Annotated in this window: 25 protein-coding genes; 23 read left to right on the top strand and 2 right to left on the bottom strand. The window is 29.6% G+C overall.

Translation table 11 applies throughout. The features are described 5' to 3' along the window. Nucleotide 1: 1 nt before the first annotated feature. Entirely contained in the window at nt 2–1,879 is a 1,878-nt protein-coding gene (gene rpoD, locus L8X40_RS02095) for an RNA polymerase sigma factor RpoD (protein ID WP_087699309.1), read from the bottom strand. Between the two features lie 134 nt (nt 1,880–2,013). Between rpoD and L8X40_RS02090 the strand changes: the two genes are divergently transcribed. The 14 genes from L8X40_RS02090 (at nt 2,014) to purU (ending at nt 13,877) form a co-directional block, all read left to right on the top strand. Further along, complete coding sequence (locus tag L8X40_RS02090; RefSeq protein ID WP_039618632.1) at nt 2,014–2,826, top strand: flagellar hook-basal body protein; 813 nt, start codon at nt 2,014–2,016, stop codon at nt 2,824–2,826. Between the two features lie 17 nt (nt 2,827–2,843). After that, the gene (flgG, locus tag L8X40_RS02085; protein WP_087699313.1) at nt 2,844–3,638 is read left to right on the top strand and encodes a flagellar basal-body rod protein FlgG; all 795 of its coding nucleotides are present in this window, start codon (nt 2,844–2,846) and stop codon (nt 3,636–3,638) included. A gap of 172 nt (nt 3,639–3,810) precedes the next feature. Further along, nucleotides 3,811–6,585 (top strand): periplasmic nitrate reductase subunit alpha, encoded by a 2,775-nt coding sequence (gene napA, locus L8X40_RS02080; protein ID WP_214135907.1) that lies wholly within the window; start codon nt 3,811–3,813, stop codon nt 6,583–6,585. A gap of 2 nt (nt 6,586–6,587) precedes the next feature. Next, nucleotides 6,588–7,337 (top strand): ferredoxin-type protein NapG, encoded by a 750-nt coding sequence (gene napG, locus L8X40_RS02075; RefSeq protein ID WP_263667189.1) that lies wholly within the window; start codon nt 6,588–6,590, stop codon nt 7,335–7,337. Beyond that, nucleotides 7,334–8,125, top strand: coding sequence for a quinol dehydrogenase ferredoxin subunit NapH (gene napH / locus L8X40_RS02070; RefSeq protein WP_087699319.1), 792 nt, complete (start codon nt 7,334–7,336; stop codon nt 8,123–8,125). Before napG ends, napH begins: the two co-directional genes overlap by 4 nt. Next, on the top strand, nt 8,115–8,633 hold the full coding sequence (locus tag L8X40_RS02065; protein ID WP_087699321.1) for a nitrate reductase cytochrome c-type subunit: 519 nt from the start codon (nt 8,115–8,117) through the stop codon (nt 8,631–8,633). Before napH ends, L8X40_RS02065 begins: the two co-directional genes overlap by 11 nt. A 4-nt stretch (nt 8,634–8,637) precedes the next feature. Then, nucleotides 8,638–9,564 (top strand): WD40 repeat domain-containing protein, encoded by a 927-nt coding sequence (locus L8X40_RS02060; protein ID WP_263667188.1) that lies wholly within the window; start codon nt 8,638–8,640, stop codon nt 9,562–9,564. Further along, on the top strand, nt 9,551–9,886 hold the full coding sequence (locus tag L8X40_RS02055) for a chaperone NapD (protein ID WP_263667187.1): 336 nt from the start codon (nt 9,551–9,553) through the stop codon (nt 9,884–9,886). Before L8X40_RS02060 ends, L8X40_RS02055 begins: the two co-directional genes overlap by 14 nt. A gap of 2 nt (nt 9,887–9,888) precedes the next feature. Next, nucleotides 9,889–10,056, top strand: coding sequence for a hypothetical protein (locus L8X40_RS02050; RefSeq protein ID WP_087699327.1), 168 nt, complete (start codon nt 9,889–9,891; stop codon nt 10,054–10,056). Nucleotides 10,057–10,058: 2 nt separating this feature from the next. Beyond that, a complete protein-coding gene (locus tag L8X40_RS02045) occupies nt 10,059–11,231 on the top strand; it encodes an MFS transporter (RefSeq protein WP_261529663.1) in 1,173 nt (390 codons plus the stop codon). A 61-nt stretch (nt 11,232–11,292) separates the two neighbouring features. Further along, entirely contained in the window at nt 11,293–11,541 is a 249-nt protein-coding gene (locus L8X40_RS02040; RefSeq protein WP_087699331.1) for a hypothetical protein, read from the top strand. After that, complete coding sequence (gene ciaD, locus L8X40_RS02035) at nt 11,538–11,975, top strand: effector protein CiaD (protein WP_214125443.1); 438 nt, start codon at nt 11,538–11,540, stop codon at nt 11,973–11,975. Before L8X40_RS02040 ends, ciaD begins: the two co-directional genes overlap by 4 nt. Then, nucleotides 11,944–13,053 carry a CCA tRNA nucleotidyltransferase gene (locus L8X40_RS02030; protein ID WP_250325597.1) on the top strand — a complete coding sequence of 370 codons (1,110 nt, stop codon included), beginning with the start codon at nt 11,944–11,946 and terminating at the stop codon, nt 13,051–13,053. Before ciaD ends, L8X40_RS02030 begins: the two co-directional genes overlap by 32 nt. Next, entirely contained in the window at nt 13,050–13,877 is an 828-nt protein-coding gene (gene purU, locus L8X40_RS02025) for a formyltetrahydrofolate deformylase (protein WP_087699334.1), read from the top strand. The genes L8X40_RS02030 and purU overlap by 4 nt, the downstream gene beginning before the upstream one ends. 29 nt (nt 13,878–13,906) lie before the next feature. Here purU and glnA read toward each other — a convergent pair whose 3' ends face one another. Continuing rightward, nucleotides 13,907–15,337: a type I glutamate--ammonia ligase gene (gene glnA / locus L8X40_RS02020; RefSeq protein WP_214100334.1), complete on the bottom strand. Its 1,431-nt coding sequence runs from the start codon at nt 15,335–15,337 to the stop codon at nt 13,907–13,909. Between the two features lie 214 nt (nt 15,338–15,551). Here glnA and L8X40_RS02015 point away from each other — a divergent pair, with 214 nt between their 5' ends. Genes L8X40_RS02015 through L8X40_RS01975 form a run of 9 tightly spaced genes read left to right on the top strand, consistent with a single transcriptional unit; the run spans nt 15,552 to nt 22,739 of the window. Next, nucleotides 15,552–16,262 carry a chemotaxis protein gene (locus tag L8X40_RS02015; protein WP_214100335.1) on the top strand — a complete coding sequence of 237 codons (711 nt, stop codon included), beginning with the start codon at nt 15,552–15,554 and terminating at the stop codon, nt 16,260–16,262. Next, nucleotides 16,259–17,515: a peptidase U32 family protein gene (locus L8X40_RS02010; protein WP_214100336.1), complete on the top strand. Its 1,257-nt coding sequence runs from the start codon at nt 16,259–16,261 to the stop codon at nt 17,513–17,515. The genes L8X40_RS02015 and L8X40_RS02010 overlap by 4 nt, the downstream gene beginning before the upstream one ends. After that, entirely contained in the window at nt 17,512–18,006 is a 495-nt protein-coding gene (purE, locus tag L8X40_RS02005) for a 5-(carboxyamino)imidazole ribonucleotide mutase (protein ID WP_214125445.1), read from the top strand. The genes L8X40_RS02010 and purE overlap by 4 nt, the downstream gene beginning before the upstream one ends. A gap of 9 nt (nt 18,007–18,015) precedes the next feature. Beyond that, nucleotides 18,016–18,522, top strand: a complete 507-nt coding sequence (locus L8X40_RS02000; RefSeq protein WP_214135909.1) for a DUF3972 domain-containing protein — start codon at nt 18,016–18,018, stop codon at nt 18,520–18,522. Beyond that, on the top strand, nt 18,519–19,379 hold the full coding sequence (gene glyQ, locus L8X40_RS01995; RefSeq protein WP_087700222.1) for a glycine--tRNA ligase subunit alpha: 861 nt from the start codon (nt 18,519–18,521) through the stop codon (nt 19,377–19,379). Before L8X40_RS02000 ends, glyQ begins: the two co-directional genes overlap by 4 nt. Next, nucleotides 19,369–20,094: a Nif3-like dinuclear metal center hexameric protein gene (locus L8X40_RS01990; protein ID WP_214135910.1), complete on the top strand. Its 726-nt coding sequence runs from the start codon at nt 19,369–19,371 to the stop codon at nt 20,092–20,094. Before glyQ ends, L8X40_RS01990 begins: the two co-directional genes overlap by 11 nt. A gap of 11 nt (nt 20,095–20,105) precedes the next feature. Then, nucleotides 20,106–20,825, top strand: coding sequence for a zinc ribbon domain-containing protein (locus L8X40_RS01985; protein WP_087700219.1), 720 nt, complete (start codon nt 20,106–20,108; stop codon nt 20,823–20,825). Beyond that, nucleotides 20,822–22,006, top strand: coding sequence for a lipid IV(A) 3-deoxy-D-manno-octulosonic acid transferase (waaA, locus tag L8X40_RS01980; protein WP_087700217.1), 1,185 nt, complete (start codon nt 20,822–20,824; stop codon nt 22,004–22,006). The genes L8X40_RS01985 and waaA overlap by 4 nt, the downstream gene beginning before the upstream one ends. Further along, nucleotides 21,987–22,739, top strand: a complete 753-nt coding sequence (locus tag L8X40_RS01975; protein ID WP_087700215.1) for a pseudouridine synthase family protein — start codon at nt 21,987–21,989, stop codon at nt 22,737–22,739. The genes waaA and L8X40_RS01975 overlap by 20 nt, the downstream gene beginning before the upstream one ends. Nucleotides 22,740–22,794 lie beyond the last annotated feature (55 nt).

Raw genomic sequence — 22,794 nt, 5'->3', positions numbered from 1 at the left:
ATTATTTCCAACCTTCTATGTAATTTTTAAGTTTTCTACCAACTTTTGGATGTTTGAGTTTTTTTATAGCTGAGCTTTCTATTTGTCTCACTCTTTCTCTTGTAACATTTAATTCTTTACCGATTTCTTCTAAGGTTCTATCGCTCTCATCATCCATCAGACCAAAACGCATTCTAATAACAGCTTTTTCTCTATCATTAAGCTGATCTAAAACTTCATCAATTTGCTCTTTTAAATCATCTTTTAAGATGTGATCCATAGGTGAAATTGAAGTTCTATCCTCTACAAAATCTCCAAATTTACCATCATCTTCATTGCTAATAGGCGCTTCTAGAGAAATTGGCTCTTTGGTGATTTTAATCACTTGTTTTACTTTATCTACGCTAAGTCCTACTTCTTTAGCAATAATACTTACATCAGGTTCTTTACCTTCTTTTTGTAAATATTCACGAATGATTTTATTGATTTGATTAATGGTTTCTATCATATGAATAGGAATTCTTATAGTTCTTGCTTGATCGGCAATTGCTCTTGAAATAGCTTGTCTAATCCACCAAGTTGCATAGGTTGAAAACTTATAACCGCGTTTATATTCAAATTTATCTACCGCTTTCATTAAACCTATATTACCTTCTTGGATTAAATCTAAAAATGGTAATCCGCGGTTAGTATATCTTTTAGCAATACTTACAACTAAGCGTAAATTTGATTTTGCCATTCTAGTTTTAGCCTCATCAGATATTTTTTTACCACGTTTGATTTGCTCTAGAATTTCTTTTAATTGATCTTTTTCTAAATCAAAAGAATTTTGGCTAGCTTCTTTGGTTTGAATGAGTTTTTTTATCTCCATATAAGTGCTTACCATGGTAGTTTCTAGGGCGCGTTCGGCAATTTCTTCTTTACTAAGTTTGGTAATATCTTTTAAAATATCTTGGTGTCTTTGTTTTAGTTCTTCTGAAAACATTGGTAAACGGTATTCTAAGCGTTTTAATTCTTTATCAAATTCCTCATCACTTTTTAAAGCTGTTTCCATGGATTTTACGATTTCAGAGATGAGTTTTGAGGTTGGACCTAGATCCATTAGTTTTTCTTTTAGTATATTTTTTTTAAAAGCAATTATGAGTTTATCTAATAATTCATCATCATTTTTTTCTGCATTAATAGTAGATATGGTTTTTAACCATTCTTTTTTTGCTTTTTCTAAAGCTTTAAAGCTTTCTATGACTTTTAAGGTTCTTTCATCTTCTTTTTTGCTTGTTTTTTTAGGTTTTTTTTCGCTTGAGTTTTCATTCTCTTCGTTTTCATTCTCTTCTTCAGAGTCTATTTCGTCATCACTTTTATCATCATCACTTTTATCATCATCTTCAAAGCTTTTAAATAGTTCTTTTACTCTTCTTTCTCTATTGATTAAAGGTTCTTTATAATCAAGTATAAAATCAATCAAATAAGGCACTGAACAAAAAGCATCGATGATAATATCTTCACCTAGTTCAATTTTTTTAGAAATTTCAATTTCTTCATCTTTATTTAAAAGTGCAATTTGCCCCATTTCTCTTAAATACATTCTTACAGGAGAGTCTGATCTACTCCATTCTAATAAATCATTTTCATTGGCTAAATCAAATTCATTTTCTAAACTTGTATCTTGTAATTTTTGTTTTTCTTCTTGTAGTTTTTTTGCTTCTTCTAAATTTCTTTTTTTGGCAATTTCGGCTGAAGAGATTAATTCTACTTTATATTTATCCATTAAATCACGGATTTTTTTTGCACTTGTTGCATTTGGAAGCTTTGCAAAATACTTGACAAGTTTTTCATATGTGATATAATCTTTGGAATTTTCTTTGAAAAGTTCTTCTAAAACATTGGTTTCATTAGCCATGGATACCCCTTGTATTTAAGTAATGAGTGTAAAACCAAATATTATGCCTAAAGATTAATTAAAAACAAATAAAAACATTTTGGAACATCTTTTGCTTTGTTAGTGAAAAATTAAGATTTTAGTTAGGAAAAACAATGCAAAATGGGTATTATCAGGCTACTGGTGCTATGGTTACGCAATTTAATCGCTTAGATGTTGTAACTAACAACCTAGCAAATGTAAATACAAGTGGCTATAAAAGAGATAATGTTGTTATTGCAGATTTTAAAAGGATTTTTAAAGAAACTCAAGATGAGTTGCCTATACAAAATCACACAAGAGATGCTGCAAGATTTGTAAACACAACTATAGATAGAGTTCCGCAGGTTAATCATGTCTATACAAATTTTAGCGTAGGCTCTATGAAAATGACACATAATCCTTTGGATTTAGCTCTTACTCGTGAAGATACTTTTTATTTGATTAAAACAAATAATGGTGAAGTAAGATTAAGCCAAGATGGAAATTTCCAGCTTGATGATGAGGGTTATTTAGTCAATCGTCAAGGATATAGAGTTTTAAGTAGTGATTATTTTAATAATCCTGAAAATGATGGCATACGCATAGGAGATTCTACTTCTTTTATTAATGTGGATAAAAATGGAATCATTAGTGCATCTAATCAAGATATAGCAAGATTATTCGTCGCACAAGTTGATGATTTAAGAGATTTACAAAAAGATGGCGATAATATGTATAAAATCGATAATTTAAACAAAATCAGAGATTTGCCAAATTCAAATGCCATAAAGCAGGGTTTTACTCAAGGATCAAATGTTAATCCAGTTACAGAAATGGTAGGATTAATCGAAGCAAATAGAATGGTTGAGATGTATCAAAAAGTTATGACATCTCATATGGATGATTTAAATCAAGAAGCTATTAATAAATTAGCAAGTACTAAATAAAACTAAGGATAGATAAAATGTTAAGATCATTATACACAGCAGCATCAGGGATGGTATCACAACAAACACAAATTGATGTAACATCAAATAATATTTCAAATGTTAATACAGTAGGTTATAAAAAATCGCGTGTAGAATTTGCAGATTTAATGTATCAAACAATGAAGTATGCAGGTACTTCAACCTCAAGTACTACAAAACACCCAAGCGGTATAGAAGTAGGTCTTGGCTCAAGAGTGACAGCTGTTAGTAAAATTTTTAGCGAAGGTAGTTTAAAACAAACTTCAACTTCAGGTCTTGATATGGCAATTGCTGGTAATAATGGATTTTTCCAAATTCAAATGCCTGATGGAACTATAGCTTATACTAGAAATGGTCAATTTACCAAAGATGCTGAAGGAAATATAGTGAATTCAGATGGCTATAGACTTTTACCAGAAATGACTATACCTGAAGATGCTACAGCTATTAACGTAGCAAGCGATGGAACGGTTTCAGTAATGCAACCAGGAAATACAGCAGAAACTCAAATAGGTCAAATTGAGCTTGTTAATTTTATTAACCCTGCAGGTTTACATGCTTTAGGAGATAATCTTTTAGTAGAAACAGATGCAAGTGGCGCGCCGATTGCAGGTATAGCAGGTGAGAATGGATTTTCTGTAATCAAACATGGTTTTGTAGAGCTTAGTAATGTTCAACTTGTAGAGGAAATGACAGATCTTATTACAGGACAAAGAGCTTATGAAGCTGGTTCAAAAGCAATCACTACAAGTGATGATATGCTTGGTATTGTAAATCAATTAAAACGCTAGAATTAACTAGCGTTTTATAATATGCAATAATTTTTAAAAAACACTAAAAAACTCCAATTTATAAATACTTTTAAAATATTCCTTTTTATAATTTATATTTAAAACTAATCATAGTAATATTGTATCTATGTATTTTTATTTTATACATAAATAAACAATAACGAGGGATATAATGAACAGAAGAGACTTCATTAAAAATACCGCTATTGCTAGTGCTTGTGGTGTTGCAGGTCTTAGTGTTCCAAGTAGTGTACTTGCAAATACTGAGAATAAATGGCGTTGGGATAAGGCTGTTTGTAGATTTTGTGGTACAGGCTGTGGAATTTTAGTTGCAAGTTTAGATGGTAAAATTGTTGCTGTAAAAGGAGATCCAGCAGCTCCAGTAAATCGTGGGTTAAATTGTATTAAAGGTTATTTTAATGCAAAAATTATGTATGGAGAAGATCGTTTAGTAACACCTTTGCTTCGCGTAAATGCAAAAGGTGAGTTTGATAAAAAAGGAAAATTCCAACAAGTTTCTTGGCAAAGAGCTTTTGATGAAATGGAAAAACAATTTAAAAAAGCTTACAAAGAAAAAGGTGTTGAGGGAATTGGAATTTTTGCAAGTGGTCAATACACTATACAAGAAGGATATGCTGCTGCAAAATTAGTAAAAGCTGGTTTTAGATCAAATAATATAGACCCAAATGCACGCCATTGTATGGCTAGTGCCGTTGTTGGTTTTATGCAAACTTTTGGGGTTGATGAGCCTTCTGGTTGTTATGATGATATAGAGCTTACTGATACTATTATTACTTGGGGTGCAAATATGGCAGAAATGCATCCAATTTTATGGTCAAGGGTAAGTGATAGAAAATTAAGCAATTTAGATAAAGTTAAAATCATAAATTTATCTACTTTTTCTAATAGAACTTCTCATATAGCAGATACTGAAATCATTTTCAAACCAAATACTGATTTAGCTATTTGGAATTATATCGCTAGAGAGATTGTTTATAATCATCCTGAAGCTATGGATAAAGAATTTATTGAAAAACATTGTATTTTTACAACAGGTTATGCTGATATTGGTTATGGAATGAGAAATAATCCAAACCATCCTAAATTTAAAGCAAGTGAAAAAGATACTGTAGCAAAACAAAATGCTATTATTGTAGATGAAGAAGAAGCGGTATCTTTGGCTTATTTGGGGGTAAAAGCAGGCGATAAATTCGAAATGAAACACCAAAGTACTCCTGATGCGCATTGGGAAATTTCATTTGAAGATTTCAAAAAAGCTTTAGAACCTTATACGCTTGATTATGTTGCTAAAGTTGCTAAGGGTAATGAAGATGAAAGTATAGAAGAATTTAAGAAAAAACTTCAAGAATTAGCAAATTTATATATAGAAAAAAATAGAAAAGTTGTAAGTTTTTGGACTATGGGCTTTAATCAACACACAAGAGGTACTTGGGTGAACGAGCAAGCTTATATGGTACATTTTTTACTTGGTAAACAAGCAAAACCAGGAAATGGTGCGTTTTCATTAACAGGACAACCAAGTGCTTGTGGAACTGCAAGAGAAGTAGGGACTTTTTCACACCGTTTGCCTGCTGATATGGTTGTTGCAAATCCTAAACACAGAGAAATTAGTGAAAAAATTTGGAAAGTTCCGGCAAAAACAATCAATCCAAAACCAGGTGCTCCATACTTAAAAATCATGAGGGATTTAGAAGATGGAAATATCAAATTTGCTTGGGTGCAAGTAAATAATCCTTGGCAAAATACAGCTAATGCAAATCACTGGATAGCAGCAGCTAGAGAAATGGATAATTTTATCGTTGTGAGTGATTGTTACCCAGGAATTAGTGCTAAGGTGGCAGATTTAATTTTACCAAGTGCTATGATTTATGAAAAATGGGGTGCTTATGGTAATGCTGAAAGAAGAACTCAACACTGGAAGCAACAAGTTTTACCCGTAGGTGAGGCTATGAGTGATACTTGGCAAATTATGGAATTTGCAAAACGCTTTAAATTAAAAGAAGTTTGGGGTGAAACTAAGGTAAATGATAAACTTACTCTGCCAAGTGTTTTAGAAGAAGCCAAAGCTATGGGTTATAGCGAAGATGATACTTTATATGATGTATTATTTGCAAACAAAGAAGCAAAATCTTTCAAAGCTAAAGATAATATTACAAAAGGATTTGATAATTCTGAAGTATTTGGCGATGAGAGAAAAGTTATAGGTAGTGATGGTAAAGAATTTAATGGATATGGATTTTTTGTACAAAAATATCTATGGGAAGAATACCGTAAATTTGGTTTAGGTCATGGACATGATTTAGCTGATTTTGATACTTACCATAAAGTAAGAGGTTTAAGATGGCCTGTGGTAAATGGTAAGGAAACTCAATGGAGATTTAATACTAAATTTGATTATTATGCTAAAAAAGCTGCTCCAAATTCAGACTTTGCATTTTATGGAGATTTTGCTAAAGAATTACCAAAAGGAGATTTACTAGCTCCACAAACTAAAGAAAAATATAGTTTAAAAAATAAGGTAAAAATTTTCTTTAGACCATTTATGAAAGCACCTGAAAGACCAAGCAAAGAATATCCATTCTGGTTATGCACTGGTAGGGTTTTAGAGCATTGGCATAGTGGAACTATGACTATGAGAGTTCCTGAGCTTTTCCGTGCGGTACCTGAAGCACTTTGCTATATGAATGAAGATGATGCTAAGGCTATGAAAATCAATCAAGGCGACATCGTATGGGTAGAGTCACGCCGTGGTAAAGTAAAAGCTAGAGTAGATTTTCGTGGTAGAAATAAACCTTCTAAAGGCCTTGTGTATGTGCCTTGGTTTGATGAGAATGTATATATAAACAAAGTTACATTAGATGCAACTTGTCCATTGTCTAATCAAACAGATTTCAAAAAATGTGCCGTAAAAATTACTAAAGCATAAAAATGAAAAATAGAAGAGAATTTTTGGCCTTTACCTTTAAGCTTTTATGTATAGGAAGCGGAAGTGCATTTTTAGCAAGTTTAGCATTTAGCTCAAATCAGGAGTATTTTTTAAGACCTCCTGGAGCAGATAATGAAAAAGAGTTTTTGTCAAAATGCATACGATGTGGACTTTGTGTAAAAGCTTGTCCTTATGATGTTTTGAAGCTAGCAAATTTAGAAAATAGTGCTAAAAATGGCACACCTTTTTTTGTAGCAAGAGAAAATCCTTGTAGATTATGTGAGGATATACCTTGTATAAGAGATTGTCCTACAAATGCACTAGATCATAAATATCTAGAGCAACAAGATGGAATTTATAAAACAAAAATGGGTATAGCTATAATTGATAGTGCAAGTTGTGTTGCTTATTGGGGAATTCAATGTGATGCTTGCTATAGGGCTTGTCCTTTAATAGATAAAGCATTAAAACTTGAAACAAAACGTAATGAAAGAACCGCAAAGCATGCATTTTTACTACCTGTGGTAGATCATGAAGTATGTGTTGGATGTGGGATTTGTGAAAAAGCCTGTATAACGCAAAAAGCAGCTATTAGAGTTTTACCTAGAGAATTTGTTTTAGGAAAAGCTGGAGATAATTACATCAAAGGTTGGGATGAAAAAGATGAAAAGCGTTTACAAGATGTAAATACGGATAAAAATTTCAATAAAAACAAGGCTAAAGATTATCTTAATGATGGAGAATTGCTATGAAATATCTTATTTTAAGAAGAATAGTGCAATTGTCTATTTTGACTTTTTTTTCTTTTGGTGTATTTAATTTTATATTAAAAGGAAATTTAAGCTCTTCGGTTTTATTTTCTTCGGTGCCGCTAAGTGATCCTTTTGCGTTTATTCAACTTGCTTTAGCAAGTTTGCAAGTAGATTTAATGGCTTTAAGTGGTGCTTTGATAGTATTTTTATTTTATGCTATTTTTGCCGGAAGGGCGTTTTGTGCTTGGGTTTGTCCTGTGAATATCATTACTGATTTTGCCTATTTTATTAGAAATAAATTAGGTTTTAATCAAGCAAGAGTTTTTAATGTAAATAAAAATTTACGTTATTATGTTTTAGCTTTTGTTTTGATTTTTTCCTTTCTTTTTTCTTTTCCTGTTTTTGAGGAATTTTCTTATATAGGAATAATCCAAAGAGGGATTATTTTTGGTGGTATTTCTTGGCTTTTTGTAGCTTTGATTATTTTTTGTATAGATACATTTTTTAGTCCAAGATTTACTTGTTCACATTTTTGTCCTTTAGGAGCTTTTTGGGCTTTAAGCTCGCATTTTTCATTACTAAAAGTAAGATATAACTTGCAAAAATGCACTAAGTGTTACAAATGCCTTGGGGTATGTCCTGAAAAGCAAGTACTTTGGATGGTAGGTAAAGAAAATCAAGATGTAAAATCAGGTGAGTGTATAAGATGTGGAAAATGTATTGATGTTTGCGGTGATGATGCTTTAGGTTTTAGTATAATAAATTTAAGGAGAGAAAATGAAAAATAAAATCTTTTTATCCTTAGCAGCAGCTGTTTTAATAAGTGCTTGCGGGCTTGCTGTTAAAAGTGTTGATTCAAAAGATATAGGTTTAAGAAAAACAAGTTTGGAAAGTGAAAATGTAGAGTTGTTGGATGCTAAATACTCTCAAACTTTGGCTGGTGAATCTGTTTTGATTGAGAGATCATTTGAAAATGCTCCACCATTGATTCCACACACTTTAGAGGATATGCTTCCAATTACTAAAGATAATAATATTTGCTTAAGTTGCCATGATAAAGCAGTAGCAAAAGACTTAGCTGCGACAGCACTTCCAAGCAGCCATTATTTTGATTTAAGAAAAAATAAATCTACTAAAGATATGGTAAGTGATGCAAGATTTAATTGTACGCAATGCCATGTGCCACAAAGTGATGCTAAACCTTTAGTGGGAAATAGCTTTGAAGCTAAATTTAAAAGCGAGGAATCAAAGAAAAAGTCTAATTTCTTAGATGTTTTAAATGAAGGTGTGAAATAAAATCATGAAAAAAATATTTTTAATCTTACTAATGAGTATATATGCATTTAGCTATGAGCTTAAACTTGATTCAAATTTAAATGCTTTGAAAATTGTTGATGATAGTTTGTTTATAGGACTTGATAATGGAGAAATAAATCAATACTTTATTAAAGATAAAAAAATGCAAAAAATCACTCAACTCGATAAGATTAAAAATTTTTATGAAGAAAATCTTAGCCCTAGAATTTATAGTATTGATTACTTAAATGGGGCTATTTTGATTTTAAGTGAAGGTGATTTTGGAAGCAAAAAATTACATGTTTATAAAAATAAACAACTTTTAAGCTATGATTTAGCTAATGATGGGGTGAAAAAGGCTTTGTTTTTAGATGATAATACTATTTTATTAGCCTTGCTAGGTTCTAATATAGAGCTTTTTGATCTAAAAACAAAAAGTGTTGTAAAAAATTTTACTTTTTCTAGCTCTAGCTTAAGTGATGTGGTTTTAAATGAAACTAAAACTCAATTAGTGGCAGGTTTTGAAAGCGGGGAAATAATACTTTTTGATGTGAAAAAGTGGCAAAAAATAAAAAATTATAAGAGCATTCATAAGGATAATATCTATCAACTTGATTTTAAAAACACAGTTATTGTAAGCTGTAGTACTGATAGAAAATTAGGTATAGTGCAAAATGATCAAGAAAAAAATATAGAAAGAGATTTTTTGATTTATACTTGTGCTTTAAATAAAGATGGATCGATAGCAGTTTTTGGAGATAATGAAAAAAATATCATAGAACTTATAGATATTAAAAATTTAAAAACAATAAAAAAATTCCAAAATAAAGATTTTTTGCTAGAATATCTTATATTTTTAAACGAGCATGAGTTTATTAGTGCAGGTTATGAAAACAAAATTATATTTTGGAGTATAGATGAATCTTTCTAGTGTGTTGATTTTAACTAAAGAAGAAAAATTAGAAACACTCAAAAAGCAAATTCAACAAACACCTTGTTGTAGCGTGGAATTAGCTCAGGATGAAAAAATTATAGTAGTAATAGAAAGTGAAAATTTAGATGATGAGTTAAAAGCATATAAACAATTAGAACAGCTTGATGGGGTAGTGAGTATTAATATGGTTTTTTCTTATCAGGATTTAGATGAAGAGAGAGAAAAAATTTTAAAAGCAAATTTTGAAGCAAATGCTTTTGATGAGAATTTAAAAAAAGATAATATAGAATACTATGGCAATATTTTTAGAAAGTATTGATTATGATTTTTTTAATACCTTTAATTGTGATTATTTCTTCTATTTTTATCATTGATCACTTTTATTTTTCCAAAGAGAATGAAGTTGTAAAAGAAAAAAAACAAGTAGTGCAAAAAAACACCGATTCTGATAAACAAAGATATCTTGAAAATATATTAAATCAAAAATAATCATGCATACACAAATTTCATATAAAAAATTCTTTTGGATTAATATTTTAGTTGTAATTACCCTTGCTTTAAATTTAAGAGCACCTATAACTTCCATAGGTCCTATGATAGAATATATCCAAGAATATTACAATATCAACTCCACTTTAGCAGGTATGCTAACAACCTTACCTTTAATAGCTTTTGGTCTTATATCGTTTTTTGTAGCGTATTTTTCGCAAATTAAAGCTTTGTTTTTTGCCTTAATTTTGATTGTTTTTGGAGAGTTTATTAGAAGTTATGGGGGTAATATAGGTTTATTTTCTGGAGTTTTTCTAATCGGAGCAAGCATTGCAATAGCTAATGTTTTATTACCTTCTTTTATAAAAGAAAAATTTGCAAAAAACGCTTATAAAATAATGGGTTTATATGGATCAATTATAGGTTTATCTTCAATTGCTGGAGTGGCCTTATCACTTCCTTTGCTTAAAATTTTTGAAGTGCCTCAAGCTATGTTTTTTTGGGTTGTATTAGCTTTGATTGCTTTGATTTTTTATTTTCCGCATTTAAAAAATAAAAGATTATTGCGTCCTAAAAAGAAAAATATCAATAAAATAAATCTTTTTTTAAATTTAACAGCTTGGAAAGTTACTATTGTAATGGGACTACAAAGTTTTTTATCTTATAGTCTTTTTGCTTGGCTTAGTGTGATGATAAGTGAAAAAGGTTTTGGAATTGATTTTGGTTCTAATGTTTTATTGCTTTCTCAAATCATAGGTATGCCTGTGGCATTTTTATTGCCTATTGTTTTAGGAAAACTAAGAGTTCATGCTAAGGGTTTTGTTATTGTGCTGTTAGGATTTTTGTATGTTTTAAGTTTTATCTTGGTGTTTTTTTGTGATGTAAAATTAGTGTTATTGTTAGCGGCTATTTTTTTAGGTTTTGCATCTAGTGGAGTTTTTACAATTTCATTATTATTTATTGCCATAAAAAGTTCAAATTCTTTTATAGCAGCTAAACTTTCTGCTATGTCACAAGGCATAGGGTATTTAATAGCAGCTCAAGCACCTTGGATTATAGGTATGCTCCATGATAGCTTTGGAAATTTTACTTTAGGCTTTACCATGCTTATTACAGTAGCTATAATACTTAATATTTTTGTATTTTTAGCATATAAAGCTCCTGTGATTAAGTAAAAATTAAAATAAATTAAAGTCTTTTTTGTTAGAATTTTGACATTTTATTTTTTGTGAGTTAATAATGCGATATACAGTAACAGAAGCTTCTATTTATGAGGCACAAGGTTTAAAAGATGAAGCTTTGGAGATTTATAAAAATATATTAAAACAAGATCCGCAAAATAAAAATGCCATTGATGCTATAAGGCGTTTAAGTGGTTTGCGTTCTAATCATGAAGATTTAAATTATGATATGCTTGATTTTTTTGTTAATATGAAAAGCGAAGAAGAAGTTAATGAATTTAAAAGGTGGTTAATAAAACTATGAATATAGAAGATTTAGCAAAAATGGCCATAAGTGAAGTTAATTCAGAATTAGATAACAAAAAAAGTAAAAATGATGAATTTGCTCCTATGGTAGAAGAAATTACCCAGGAAAAAAGCGTTGATGCTCAAGAGAAAAAAATCAAAGAAGAAATTAGCAAGGTTGCGCAAGAGCTAATTCAAGAATTAGATGATTTAGAAGTAAAAGTAAAAGATGATAAGCAAAATGTTGCTATTAAGGTTGAAGCTTTAGAAGAAAAAGAAGAAAGTATTATAAACAATGAAGAATTTTTCTTAAAAAATCTTAGAGAGCGTATTTTGGTTTTATTTGAAGGATTAAAAAATACTAAAGATGAGCATATAGAAAAAAGACTAGATATGACCATTACCTTTTTAGAGTTTTTACTTGCAAAGATTGAAGATAGACTTAAAAAATAATCAAGATTTTTTAAGTATTAAAAATATGCTTAAACCTTACACGCAAAGAGCTTATCTAGTAGGCGGTTGTGTAAGGAATTCTTTTTTAGATTTATCTAGCGATGATTATGATATAGAAATTTATGATATTGAGCCTAAGCTTTTTGATGAGCTTATGCAAAAACTTGGTGCAAATGGAGTAGGAAAAAGTTTTTTTGTATATAAATACAAAAAATTTGATTTAGCTCTAGCGCGTTATGAAAATAAAATTTCTACAGGCCATAGAGGTTTTGAGGTTAAAGTTTGCAATGATGAGCAAGAAGGTGCTAAAAGAAGGGATTTTACTATTAATGCATTGATGGTAAATATTTTTGATTTTGAATTTTTAGATTTTTTTAATGGTTTGCAAGATTTGCAAGCAAAGATTATAAGGCATATTGATGATAAAAGTTTTATTGAAGATAGTTTAAGGGTGCTTCGTGGAATTTCTTTTGCGTGCAGGTTTGATTTAACAATTACAAAAGAAAGTTTAAAATTAATGCAAACTATGGATATAGGCGATTTATCTAAAGAGCGTATTAATAATGAACTTTATAAAATTTTTAGAACTTCAAGACTAAATAAAGCTTATGAGTATTTCAAAATTTTAAATTTAGAAGAAAAAATATTTTTTTATCAAAGCTGTAATGAAGAATTTGAAAGGTTATTAGAGCATAGTCAAAAATTGATTTATGATGAGGCTTTGTATTTATATTTGTATTTGAATTTTTTTCATATCAATAAAGAGATTTTTTTTAAAAAAACAAAATTAAAAAAAGAACTATTAAAAAAATGTGAACAAGAATTTATTTTAGGTAAAATTGATGATTTTAATTTAGCTAAAATTGCTTTGAAAATGCCACTTTGTAAATGGCTTGGGCTTTGGGATAATGAGCGTATAGCACAAGCAAAGAAATTAAATTTATATCATCATACTTTTGAAAGTAAAATTGGTGCTAATGATTTACTAAAGGAAGGATTTAGTGGGAAAGAGCTTGGGATTGAGCTTGAAAAAAGAAGATTACAAGAATTAAAAAACTATATAAAGGAGCAAAAATGAATGAATATATTTTAAAAATTTCAAGTAGCGATGAAAAAGGATTGATTTATAGAATTTCAGATGTTATTTTTAAATATAGAATCAATATTATAAAAAATGATGAATTTGTTGGAGAAAATCGTTTTTTCTTTAGGGCGCATTTAGAAGGTGAGCTTGATATAAAAGCTTTTAAAGGAACACTTGAAGCAATGCTTCCTGATAATGCGCAAATTGAAATTACACCAAAGAGAAAAAAAGATATTATTGTTTTAGCTACCAAAGAAACTCATTGTTTAGGCGAATTACTTATCCGCCAATTTAGTGGGGAATTTAATGCAAATATTAAGGCAGTTATTGCAAATTATGAGATATTAAAACCTTTGGTGGATAAATTTAACATACCTTTTCATACTATTTTAGCACAGGACTTAAGTAGACAAGAGCATGAAAAAAAATTACTAGAGTGTTTAAAACAATATGAGTTTGATTATATTGTTTTAGCAAAATATATGAGAATATTATCTCCATCTTTTGTGGAGTATTTTGAAGGAAAGATTATTAATATCCACCATTCTTTTTTACCTGCATTTATAGGAGCTAATCCTTATAAGCAAGCTTATGAAAGAGGAGTTAAAATTATAGGTGCAACAGCACATTTTGTAAATAATAACTTAGATGAGGGGCCAATTATTACTCAAGATGTTATACCGGTTACTCATGAATATTCTTGGCAGGCTATGCAACAAGCAGGACGTAATGTGGAAAAAAATGTTTTTTCTAAGGCTTTGGATTTGGTGTTTGATGATAGGATTTTTATACACGAAAATAAAACAATAGTATTTTAAATTTTTTGATGCCTTTTTGGCATCAAAAATTAGCAAGAATAACAAGTTTTAAATTCATATGCAGTTGGTCTAGCTTCTACAGGCCATACTTGGGTTTCAAATTTCATATGTTGATAATCATCAATAAACACATCACTCATAACAGGTTTTAAGAAGGCATTTTTTCTAATGAGTGCTTCTAAAGATCCTCTTAAAGTGTGAGGTAATTGCTCTATACCTTTTTCTCTAATCTCATCTAGAGTTAGTGCGAATAAATTTTCATCCATAGGGCCAACCGGTATGGTTTTATTTTTAATACCATCAAGCCCTGCCATAAGCAAGCTTGTAAAAGCTAGGTAAGGATTAGAAGTGCTATCAGGAAATCTGATTTCTACTCTTGCACTTTTTTCATTAATACCATAAGGCACGCGACAACTTGCAGAGCGATTTTGGCAAGAATAGGTTAATATACAAGGTGCTTCAAAACCTGGAACTATTCTTTTATAAGAGTTTGAACTAGGATTAGTAAATGCTGCAACACTTCTTGCATTAGCTAAAATCCCACCGATGTAATTAATCGCACATTCACTTAATTTTCCATAACCTTCTTTATCATAAAATAAATTTACCCCATCTTTCCAAAGGCTCATATGTACATGCATACCACTTCCATTATCTCCATAGAGTGGTTTTGGCATAAAGGTTGCGGTTTTTCCATTTAAATGTGCTACCATTTTTACTACATATTTATAAATTTGTACATTATCGGCAGCTTCAACTAAATTTCCAAATTCTACACCAATCTCAGCTTGTCCTTGTGCTACTTCATGATGATGTACGAAAGTTTTTAAGCCTACTCTTTCTAAAACTTGTACCATTTCAGCTCTAATATCTACACTAGAATCAATAGGACTTACAGGAAAATATCCACCTTTATTTCTTGGGCGATGTCCGCTGTTATAGCTATCTGTGAAATCTTTATTATCATTCCACTCACCTTCTTCAGTATCTACTTCATATTTTGCACAATGAGAAGAATCAACTATTTTTACATTATCAAAAATAAAAAATTCATTTTCAGGACCAAAATAAGCAGTGTCGGCGATATTACTCGTGCTTAAGTGTTGCATTGCTTTTTTAGCAATACTTCTTGGGCATTTTTCATACATTTGTTCTTTGTAAATATCATATACATCACAAATTACTATGATGGTAGGATCTGCTGTAAAAGGATCTAAAAACGCACTTTCTACATCGGGTTTTAAAATCATATCCGATTTTTCTATCGGTTGCCAACCGTGTAAAGAACTTGCATCAAAAGGAATTCCATTTTCAAAAGTATTATCATCAACTGCTTTTATATTGTAAGTGATATGGTGCCAAGTACCTATCATATCGGTAAATCTAAAATCAACAAACATTACTTCATGTTCTTGACAATAGCTAAAAAACTCATCAATATTATTTACAAACTTACCCATTTTTTCTCCTTTTAAATAGGTTTTTAATTTTATTTTTTAAGATTGTAGTATATTTTTTTTAAATTAAGTTTAAATTAATATATTTTTTATTATCAAGTTTGAAAAAATATATTTATATATTAAAAAAATAATTAATTTTAAAAATTAATGTTGAATTATATTTTTTTATAATATAATCACGATTAGTTTTTTATTATATAAAAAAGGTGCAATGATGACTCAAGAAGAATTAGATGCTTTAATGAATGGCTCTGAAGATTTAGATCTTGACTCTGTAGAAGATGAAGATTTAAAAAAACCAGAAACAGATTATGAGGATGAAGAAAAAAATAAAAAAATTGTCGATGAGATGATAAATGGCGATTATAAAGCTAGAGCAGATATGGCTTGGCCACCACCACCACCTAGTAAAGAGCATAAAGTTGTACATCAGCTTGATGATGTTACAAGAGATAGTGAAATTAAAGCAACTGAAATGATGGAGAAGTTGGAAGCTATTAACGATTTTTTTGCAAATTCAGAAAATGAGCTTTGTGTAATCAGTGATGCTTTAAATAAAAATATAGATATCTTTGAAAAGTTAAATGCGAAATTTCCAAATGTAGCGAGTTTTAAAGAAGCTATTGAAATAAATAATAATGCTAAAAATATTATAGATGAGATTACAGGTTGTTTACAAACTGGGCAAGATGAGGTTATGATGGCAATGGATGCTATGCAATATCAAGATATTCATCGTCAAAAAATCGAGCGTGTTATTAATGTTATGAGAGCTTTAAGTAGATATATGAGTAGTTTATTTGAAGGCAAAATTGATGATGAAAAACGTGTTGGTTCAGCTGTTCATATTCAAGGGGATTCCACTACAGATGTTGTAAGTAATGATGATATTGAGGCATTAATTGCAAGCTTAGGGAAAAAATGATTATTCCTGAAATAGTTGCTCCTGCAGGAAATTTTGCAAAATTAAAAATAGCATTGGCTTATGGAGCTGATGCTGTCTATGCAGGAGTGAGTAATTTTTCATTAAGAGCAAGAACTGCTAGAGATTTTAATTATGAAACTTTTAAGGAAGCTATTGATTATACTCATGCAAGAGGAAAAAAAATTTATGTAACTATCAATGGGTTTCATTTTAGTTCGCAAATTGAAGGTTTGAAAAGGCATATTTTAAAATTAAAAGAAATGAAACCTGATGCTTTTATAGTAGCATCTGTAGGTGCTATGCGTTTAGTTAAAGAACTTGCGCCTGAAATTAATCTTCATGTGTCCACCCAAGCTAATATTTTAAACTATTTAGACGCTCAAGTTTATAAAGATATGGGTGCAAAGCGTGTTGTTATAGCAAGGGAACTTGGCTTAAAAGATGCAAAAGATTTAAAAAATAATTGTGATATCGAGCTTGAAAGTTTTGTCCATGGTTCTATGTGCTTTGCGTATTCTGGTAGATGTTTAATAAGTTCAGTACAAAGTGGACGCATGAGCAATCGTGGCTCTTGTGCAAATGATTGCAGATTTAATTATGAACTTTATGCGAAAAATCCAGAAACAAATACGCTTTTTAGATTAGAAGAAGATGAAAATGGCACACATGTATTTAATTCTAAAGATTTAAATCTAAGCTCATATATTCAAAAAATTATGCAAGAAAATTGTATTCATGCCTTTAAAATAGAAGGCAGAACAAAAAGTGAGTATTATGTAGCTTTGACTACAAGAACTTATAAAATGGCAGTGCAAGATGTATTGCAAAATACTTTTGATGCTGCTAAATATGAAAAAGAAATCTATACTTTAAAACACAGAGGTTTTACAGATGGATATTTAGTTTCAAGAGCTTATGAAAAAACAGATTCTATTAATCATGATACAAGCATAGAAGAAGGAACTCATCAAGTGCATGCTATTAGCGAAGATGGTGAGTTTTTTAAATGTAAAGGCAAAATAGAATTAAACAAAGAATATGAAATTTTAGCCCCGGTTAATTCTAATATAGAATTAGGAGAAAATAAATTAGGCTTAATTTATGAAAATGAAGGAAAAAAATTCATAGTGTTTAAACAATTATTAGCAAAAAACAATAAAGAATTTAGTGAAATTCATAGTGGCAATGAAAATGAAATTACTTTGCCGTTTAAGCTTCCAGAATTTAGCTTTTTAAGAAGGAGTGTTGAATGAAATTTGTTTCTATATTGATGGGGAGTAAGAGTGATTATGATGTAGTAAAAGAAGCTTTGGAAATTTTGGAAAAATTTGATGTTAAATATGAAATCTTAATCACTTCAGCACATAGAAGTCCTCAAAGAACTCAAGAATACATTAAAAACGCAGAAGAAAAAGGTGCAAAAGTATTTATTGCTGCAGCGGGTATGGCAGCACATTTAGCAGGAGCTGTTGCAGCACATACAACAAAACCTGTTTTAGGTATACCTATGCCAGGAAGCAATTTAGCAAGTATGGATTCTTTATTTTCTACTGTTCAAATGCCAAGTGGGATTCCTGTAGCAACTGTAGCTATAGGTAAAGCAGGAGCTATTAACGCAGCTTATTTAGCTGTGCAAATTTTAGCAATAGATGATGAATCTTTAGCACAAAAATTATTAGAAGATAGAAAAAAACAACAAGAAAAACTTATTCAAGATTCTAGTGCAATTGAAGTTTTTCTTTAAGGAGCATATATGCAAACTTACTTGGAATTAAAAGAATTTTGTCAATTAGTGCATTTATCTGAAGATGTTGTAAAAGGAATGATGGCAAATGGTGCTTTAAATTTCAAAGAAGAAGAGGGTAAAATTTATATAGAAGCTAACCAAGGAACTTTTAGTGTAGTGCCTATGAGTTCAAAACAACCTGCTGTGGTAAATTCTATGACCTTAGCAGGAGAAAGTTTTGTAGAAAAAACCATAGGAACTATTTTAAATTTGCATGAAAAGGTTCTTGATGCTAAGGATGAAACCTTAGAGGCTTTAAAGGGTGAGAATAAATTTTTAAAAGATGCTCTTTATTCTATGCAAGAACTTTATGATGAGGATAGAAAAACCATAGAAAATCTTAACGAACAGCTTAAATATGCGCGTAATGAAGTAGAATTTCTAAAAAGAAAATATAAAATGATGTGGAATAAAACAGTGGAATTGTATGCAAATTCACCTGAAAAGCCAGAAGAAATAAAGGAAGAAAAATGACCTTTTCTCAAATGATATTAAATTTACAAGAATTTTGGCAAAAGCAAGGTTGTGCTATTATGCAACCTTATGATTTTCCAGCAGGTGCAGGGACTTTTCACCCAGCAACTTTTTTAAGAAGTTTAGGAAAAAAGCCATGGGCGACTGCTTATGTAGCACCAAGTAGAAGGCCAACTGATGGAAGATATGGTGAAAATCCTAATAGGTTAGGTGCTTATTATCAATTTCAAGTTTTAATTAAACCAAGTCCTGATAATATCCAAGAATTATACTTAAAAAGTTTAGAAAATTTAGGTTTTGATTTAAAATCGCATGATATTCGTTTTGTTGAAGATAACTGGGAAAGCCCAAGTTTAGGTGCTTGGGGTTTAGGCTGGGAAGTTTGGCTTGATGGTATGGAAGTGACACAATTTACTTATTTTCAGCAAGTTGGTGGTATAAGCGTAGATTTAGTAAGTGCTGAAATTACCTATGGTTTAGAAAGACTTGCAATGTATTTACAAGATGTAGATAATGTATATGACATAGTTTGGAATGAATTTAATGGTGAAAAAATTACTTATAAAGATGTTCATAAGCAAGGTGAGTTTGAATTTAGTAAATATAATTTTGAAGTAAGTGATGTAAAAACTTTAAATATGCAATTTGAAAATGCTTACAATGAGTGTAAAAATGCCCTAGAAGCAAAACTTGCCTTACCTGCATATGATTATTGTATGTTAGCAGCACATACTTTTAATTTGCTTGATGCAAGGGGTGCTATTTCTGTCACACAAAGACAGGATTTTATGCTTAAAATTAGAGAATTATCTAAAAACTGTGCTTTGGTATATAAAGAAAATTTAGATGAAAATTAAAGAAATTTATGATTATTTAGACGCTATTAGCCCATTTAGTACGCAAAGTTCATGGGATAATAGTGGTTTGTTGCTTGGAAATTTTGATCAAGACATAAATAAAATTTATCTTGCTCTTGATGTGGATATGCATTTAATTGAAAATGCAAGTGAAAATTCACTTTTTATAGTTCATCACCCTTTAATTTTTAAAGGTTTGAAAAACTTAAGTGGAGTGTTTTACCCACAAAATCTTCTTGCTAAAATGATACAAAAAAATATAGCCTTAATTGCTATGCATACAAATTTTGATTTAAGTCATTTAAATGCTTATTTTTCTAATGAAATTTTGGGTTTTAAAATCAAAGAGCAAAATGAATTTTTGATTTATTGTGATGTTGATTTTAAATTTAATGATTTAATTACTCACGTGAAAAAAAGTTTAAAGCTTGATTGTATAAGAGTTGTAAATGCAGGTAAAGAGAAAATCAAAACTATAGCAATTTGTACGGGTAGTGGAGGGGATTTAGTTTCTAGCGTTAGGGCAGATTGCTTTTTAAGTGGAGATTTTAAATATCACCAAGCTTTGGAAAGTTATCACAATAAACTTAGTTTGATTGATATAGGGCATTATGAAAGCGAATCTTGTTTTAGTGAAATTTTAGCAAAAGATTTGCAAAAATTTCATTTAGAAGTTATAATATCAGTTTCAAAAAATCCATTTCAATATTTTTAAGGAAAAATTCAATGAATAAATACCTAGAACAACTTATAACTTTATCACAAATTGATAAAGAACTTGATGGTTTTACAAATAAAGTAGAAGATGCTACAAAAGATTTAAAAGAAAAGCGTAATTTGCTCGATAAAACTGAAGAGGAAATTGCCAGTTTTGAAAAAGATATCAAAGATATAGAAAATCAAAAAATACAAAATAATAATCATATTGCAGAATTTAGTGTAAAAATCAAAGAAATAGCTAAAAAAAGTGCTGCAGTAAAAACTGAAAAAGAAGCAAATGCTTTAAAAATTGAAGAAGATATAGCTAAAGAGCAACTTGATGCAGCAAATGAAGAAATAGAAAGATTAGATAAAATTTTAGAAAATAAAGAAAAATTCATACAAGAATTACAAGCTAAAAGAAGCGAACTTGAAAATGAAGTGGACCAAATTGATGCTCAAACTAAAGCTGTATTAGTAGATATTGAAAAAGATAGATTACAAATTTATGATAAAAAAGTTAAACTAATGGGTGAAATAAATCAAAAAGTTTTAACTTTTTATGAAAAAATCAGAAAATGGGCGGGAAATAGCGCTGTAGTTCCTGTAAAAAAACATGCTTGTTATGGCTGTTTTATGAGAATTTATGACAAAACTTATTTAGCAGTTTTAAAAGGCGATGAAATAGTAACTTGCCCACATTGTGGAAGAATTTTATATAAAGAAAAAGAAGAAAATCAAAATTGATTTTTTTTTATTATATTTTTGCTGTGATTGTATATGTAATCACAGCTCCTTTTTTATTGATTTTAAGTTTTTGCAAGGAAAAATATAAAATATCATTAAAATCAAGATTTTTTCTTTACAAAAATTTAAAACAAAAACAAGGTGATGTATATTTTCATGCTTGTTCTTTTGGTGAGATTAAAAGCCTTATTCCTTTAATAAAACTTTTTCCAACTTGTAAAATTTCAACCATCACTCAAACCGGTTTTAGCGAAGCTTTAAAATATTCTAAAAAAGTAAATTTTTTCCCATTTGAAATTTTCGTGCCTTTTTGGATAAGACCTTGTAAAGTTTTGGTTATTTTTGAAGCAGAGCTTTGGCTTATGCTCGTGTTTATGGCTAAATTTTACAATGCAAAAGTGATTTTGTTAAATGCTAGAATTAGTGATAGATCTTTAAAAAATTACAAGCGTTTTAGTTTTTTTTATCGTTTGATTTTTAAATATATTGATGTTGTATTTGCACAAAGTCAAAAAGACAAAGAAAGATTAGAGTGTCTGGGCGCTAAAAATGTTATAGCATATAAAAATATCAAAGCTAATATAAAACAAGAGCAAGTGAAAAGCTATGCTAAACCTAAAGCTAGAATTATTATATTTGCTAGCACACATGAAAATGAAGAGCGATTATTGCTTAATGAAATTAAATTAGAAGAAAATGATAAATTGATTATTGCCCCAAGACATCCGGAGCGCTTTGGTGAAGTTGAGGAAATTTTAAAAGATTTTTGTCAAAAAAATCACTATAATATGCAAAAATTTTCAGACTTTACTTTAAGTGAAAATGATTTTGCAAATTTTTTTAATGCTAAATGTTTATTATTAGATACTTTAGGTGAGCTAGAAAGTTTTTATAAGATTAGCGATGTGGTTTTTTTATGTGGCTCTTTTATAAACAATATAGGTGGACATAATCCTATAGAAGCAGCTAGATGGAATAATATTATTATTTCAGGGAAATATTTTTTTAATCAAGAAAGTTTATATCAAGAAGTTGATGGTTTGTATATTTGTGAGAATGTAAAAGATATAAATGTTTTTTTAAAGCAAAAATTATTACAAGCGCAAGTCAAAGAACAAAGTGATTTAAGTGAAGTTATATTAAATATAAAAGAAGGTTTAGATGCAAGAAAAAGCTTATAAATTGCTTGCAATGCAAGAAAAGATTTCTAATAATACAGCAAAAGATTTGATTGACAAAGGCTGTGTTTTTGCTATGGGTAAAAAGGTTGTTATAGCTAGAGCTTTGATGAGCTCAAAAACAAGATTTGTTGTACAAAAAATAAAAAAAGCAAAAATACTTTTTGAAGACGATAAAATCATAGCCTTAAATAAGCCTTATGGAGAGATTAGCGAGAATTTAGAAGGTGTTTATAAGGCTAAATTAATCAATAGGCTTGATAAAGAAACAAGTGGGGTTTTACTTTTAAGCAAAGATGAGGAGTTTAGATTAAAATGCATTCAAGAGTATAAAAAACAAAATGTTTATAAAAGCTATTTAGCTATTGTTGATGGAGTAATTGCTGAAGAACTTGAAATTTGTGAAAAAATAACTACTATAAAAAACAAATCTGGAGCCTTTAGTAAAATCGATAAATTTGGCTTAGAAGCTCATACCCAAGTTATACCTTTAATGGTAAATGCAAAAAAAACTTTAATAAAAGCAGTCATTAAAACAGGTAGAACGCATCAAATCAGAGTACATTTAAATCATATAAAACATGGTATTATTGGTGATGAAAAATATGCAAAAATTAGCTCTTCTAGAATGTATTTGCACTCTTATGAAACGCATATTTTTGATTATCAATTTAAAGCCTTGCTTGATGAGAGTTTTAATGCTTATGGTTTTGAAATAAAAAATTTAAATTTTTAAAGGCGTTTAAAGCTAAAAGGGTTTATAATTTAGCTTTTTAAAATTTTAATAAAGG

This window comes from Campylobacter sp. CNRCH_2013_0855 (genome assembly GCF_025773025.1).
GTDB lineage: Bacteria > Campylobacterota > Campylobacteria > Campylobacterales > Campylobacteraceae > Campylobacter_D > Campylobacter_D jejuni_C.
Note: the sequence above shows the minus strand (reverse complement) of the source record. Positions and strands in the feature narration are given on the sequence as shown.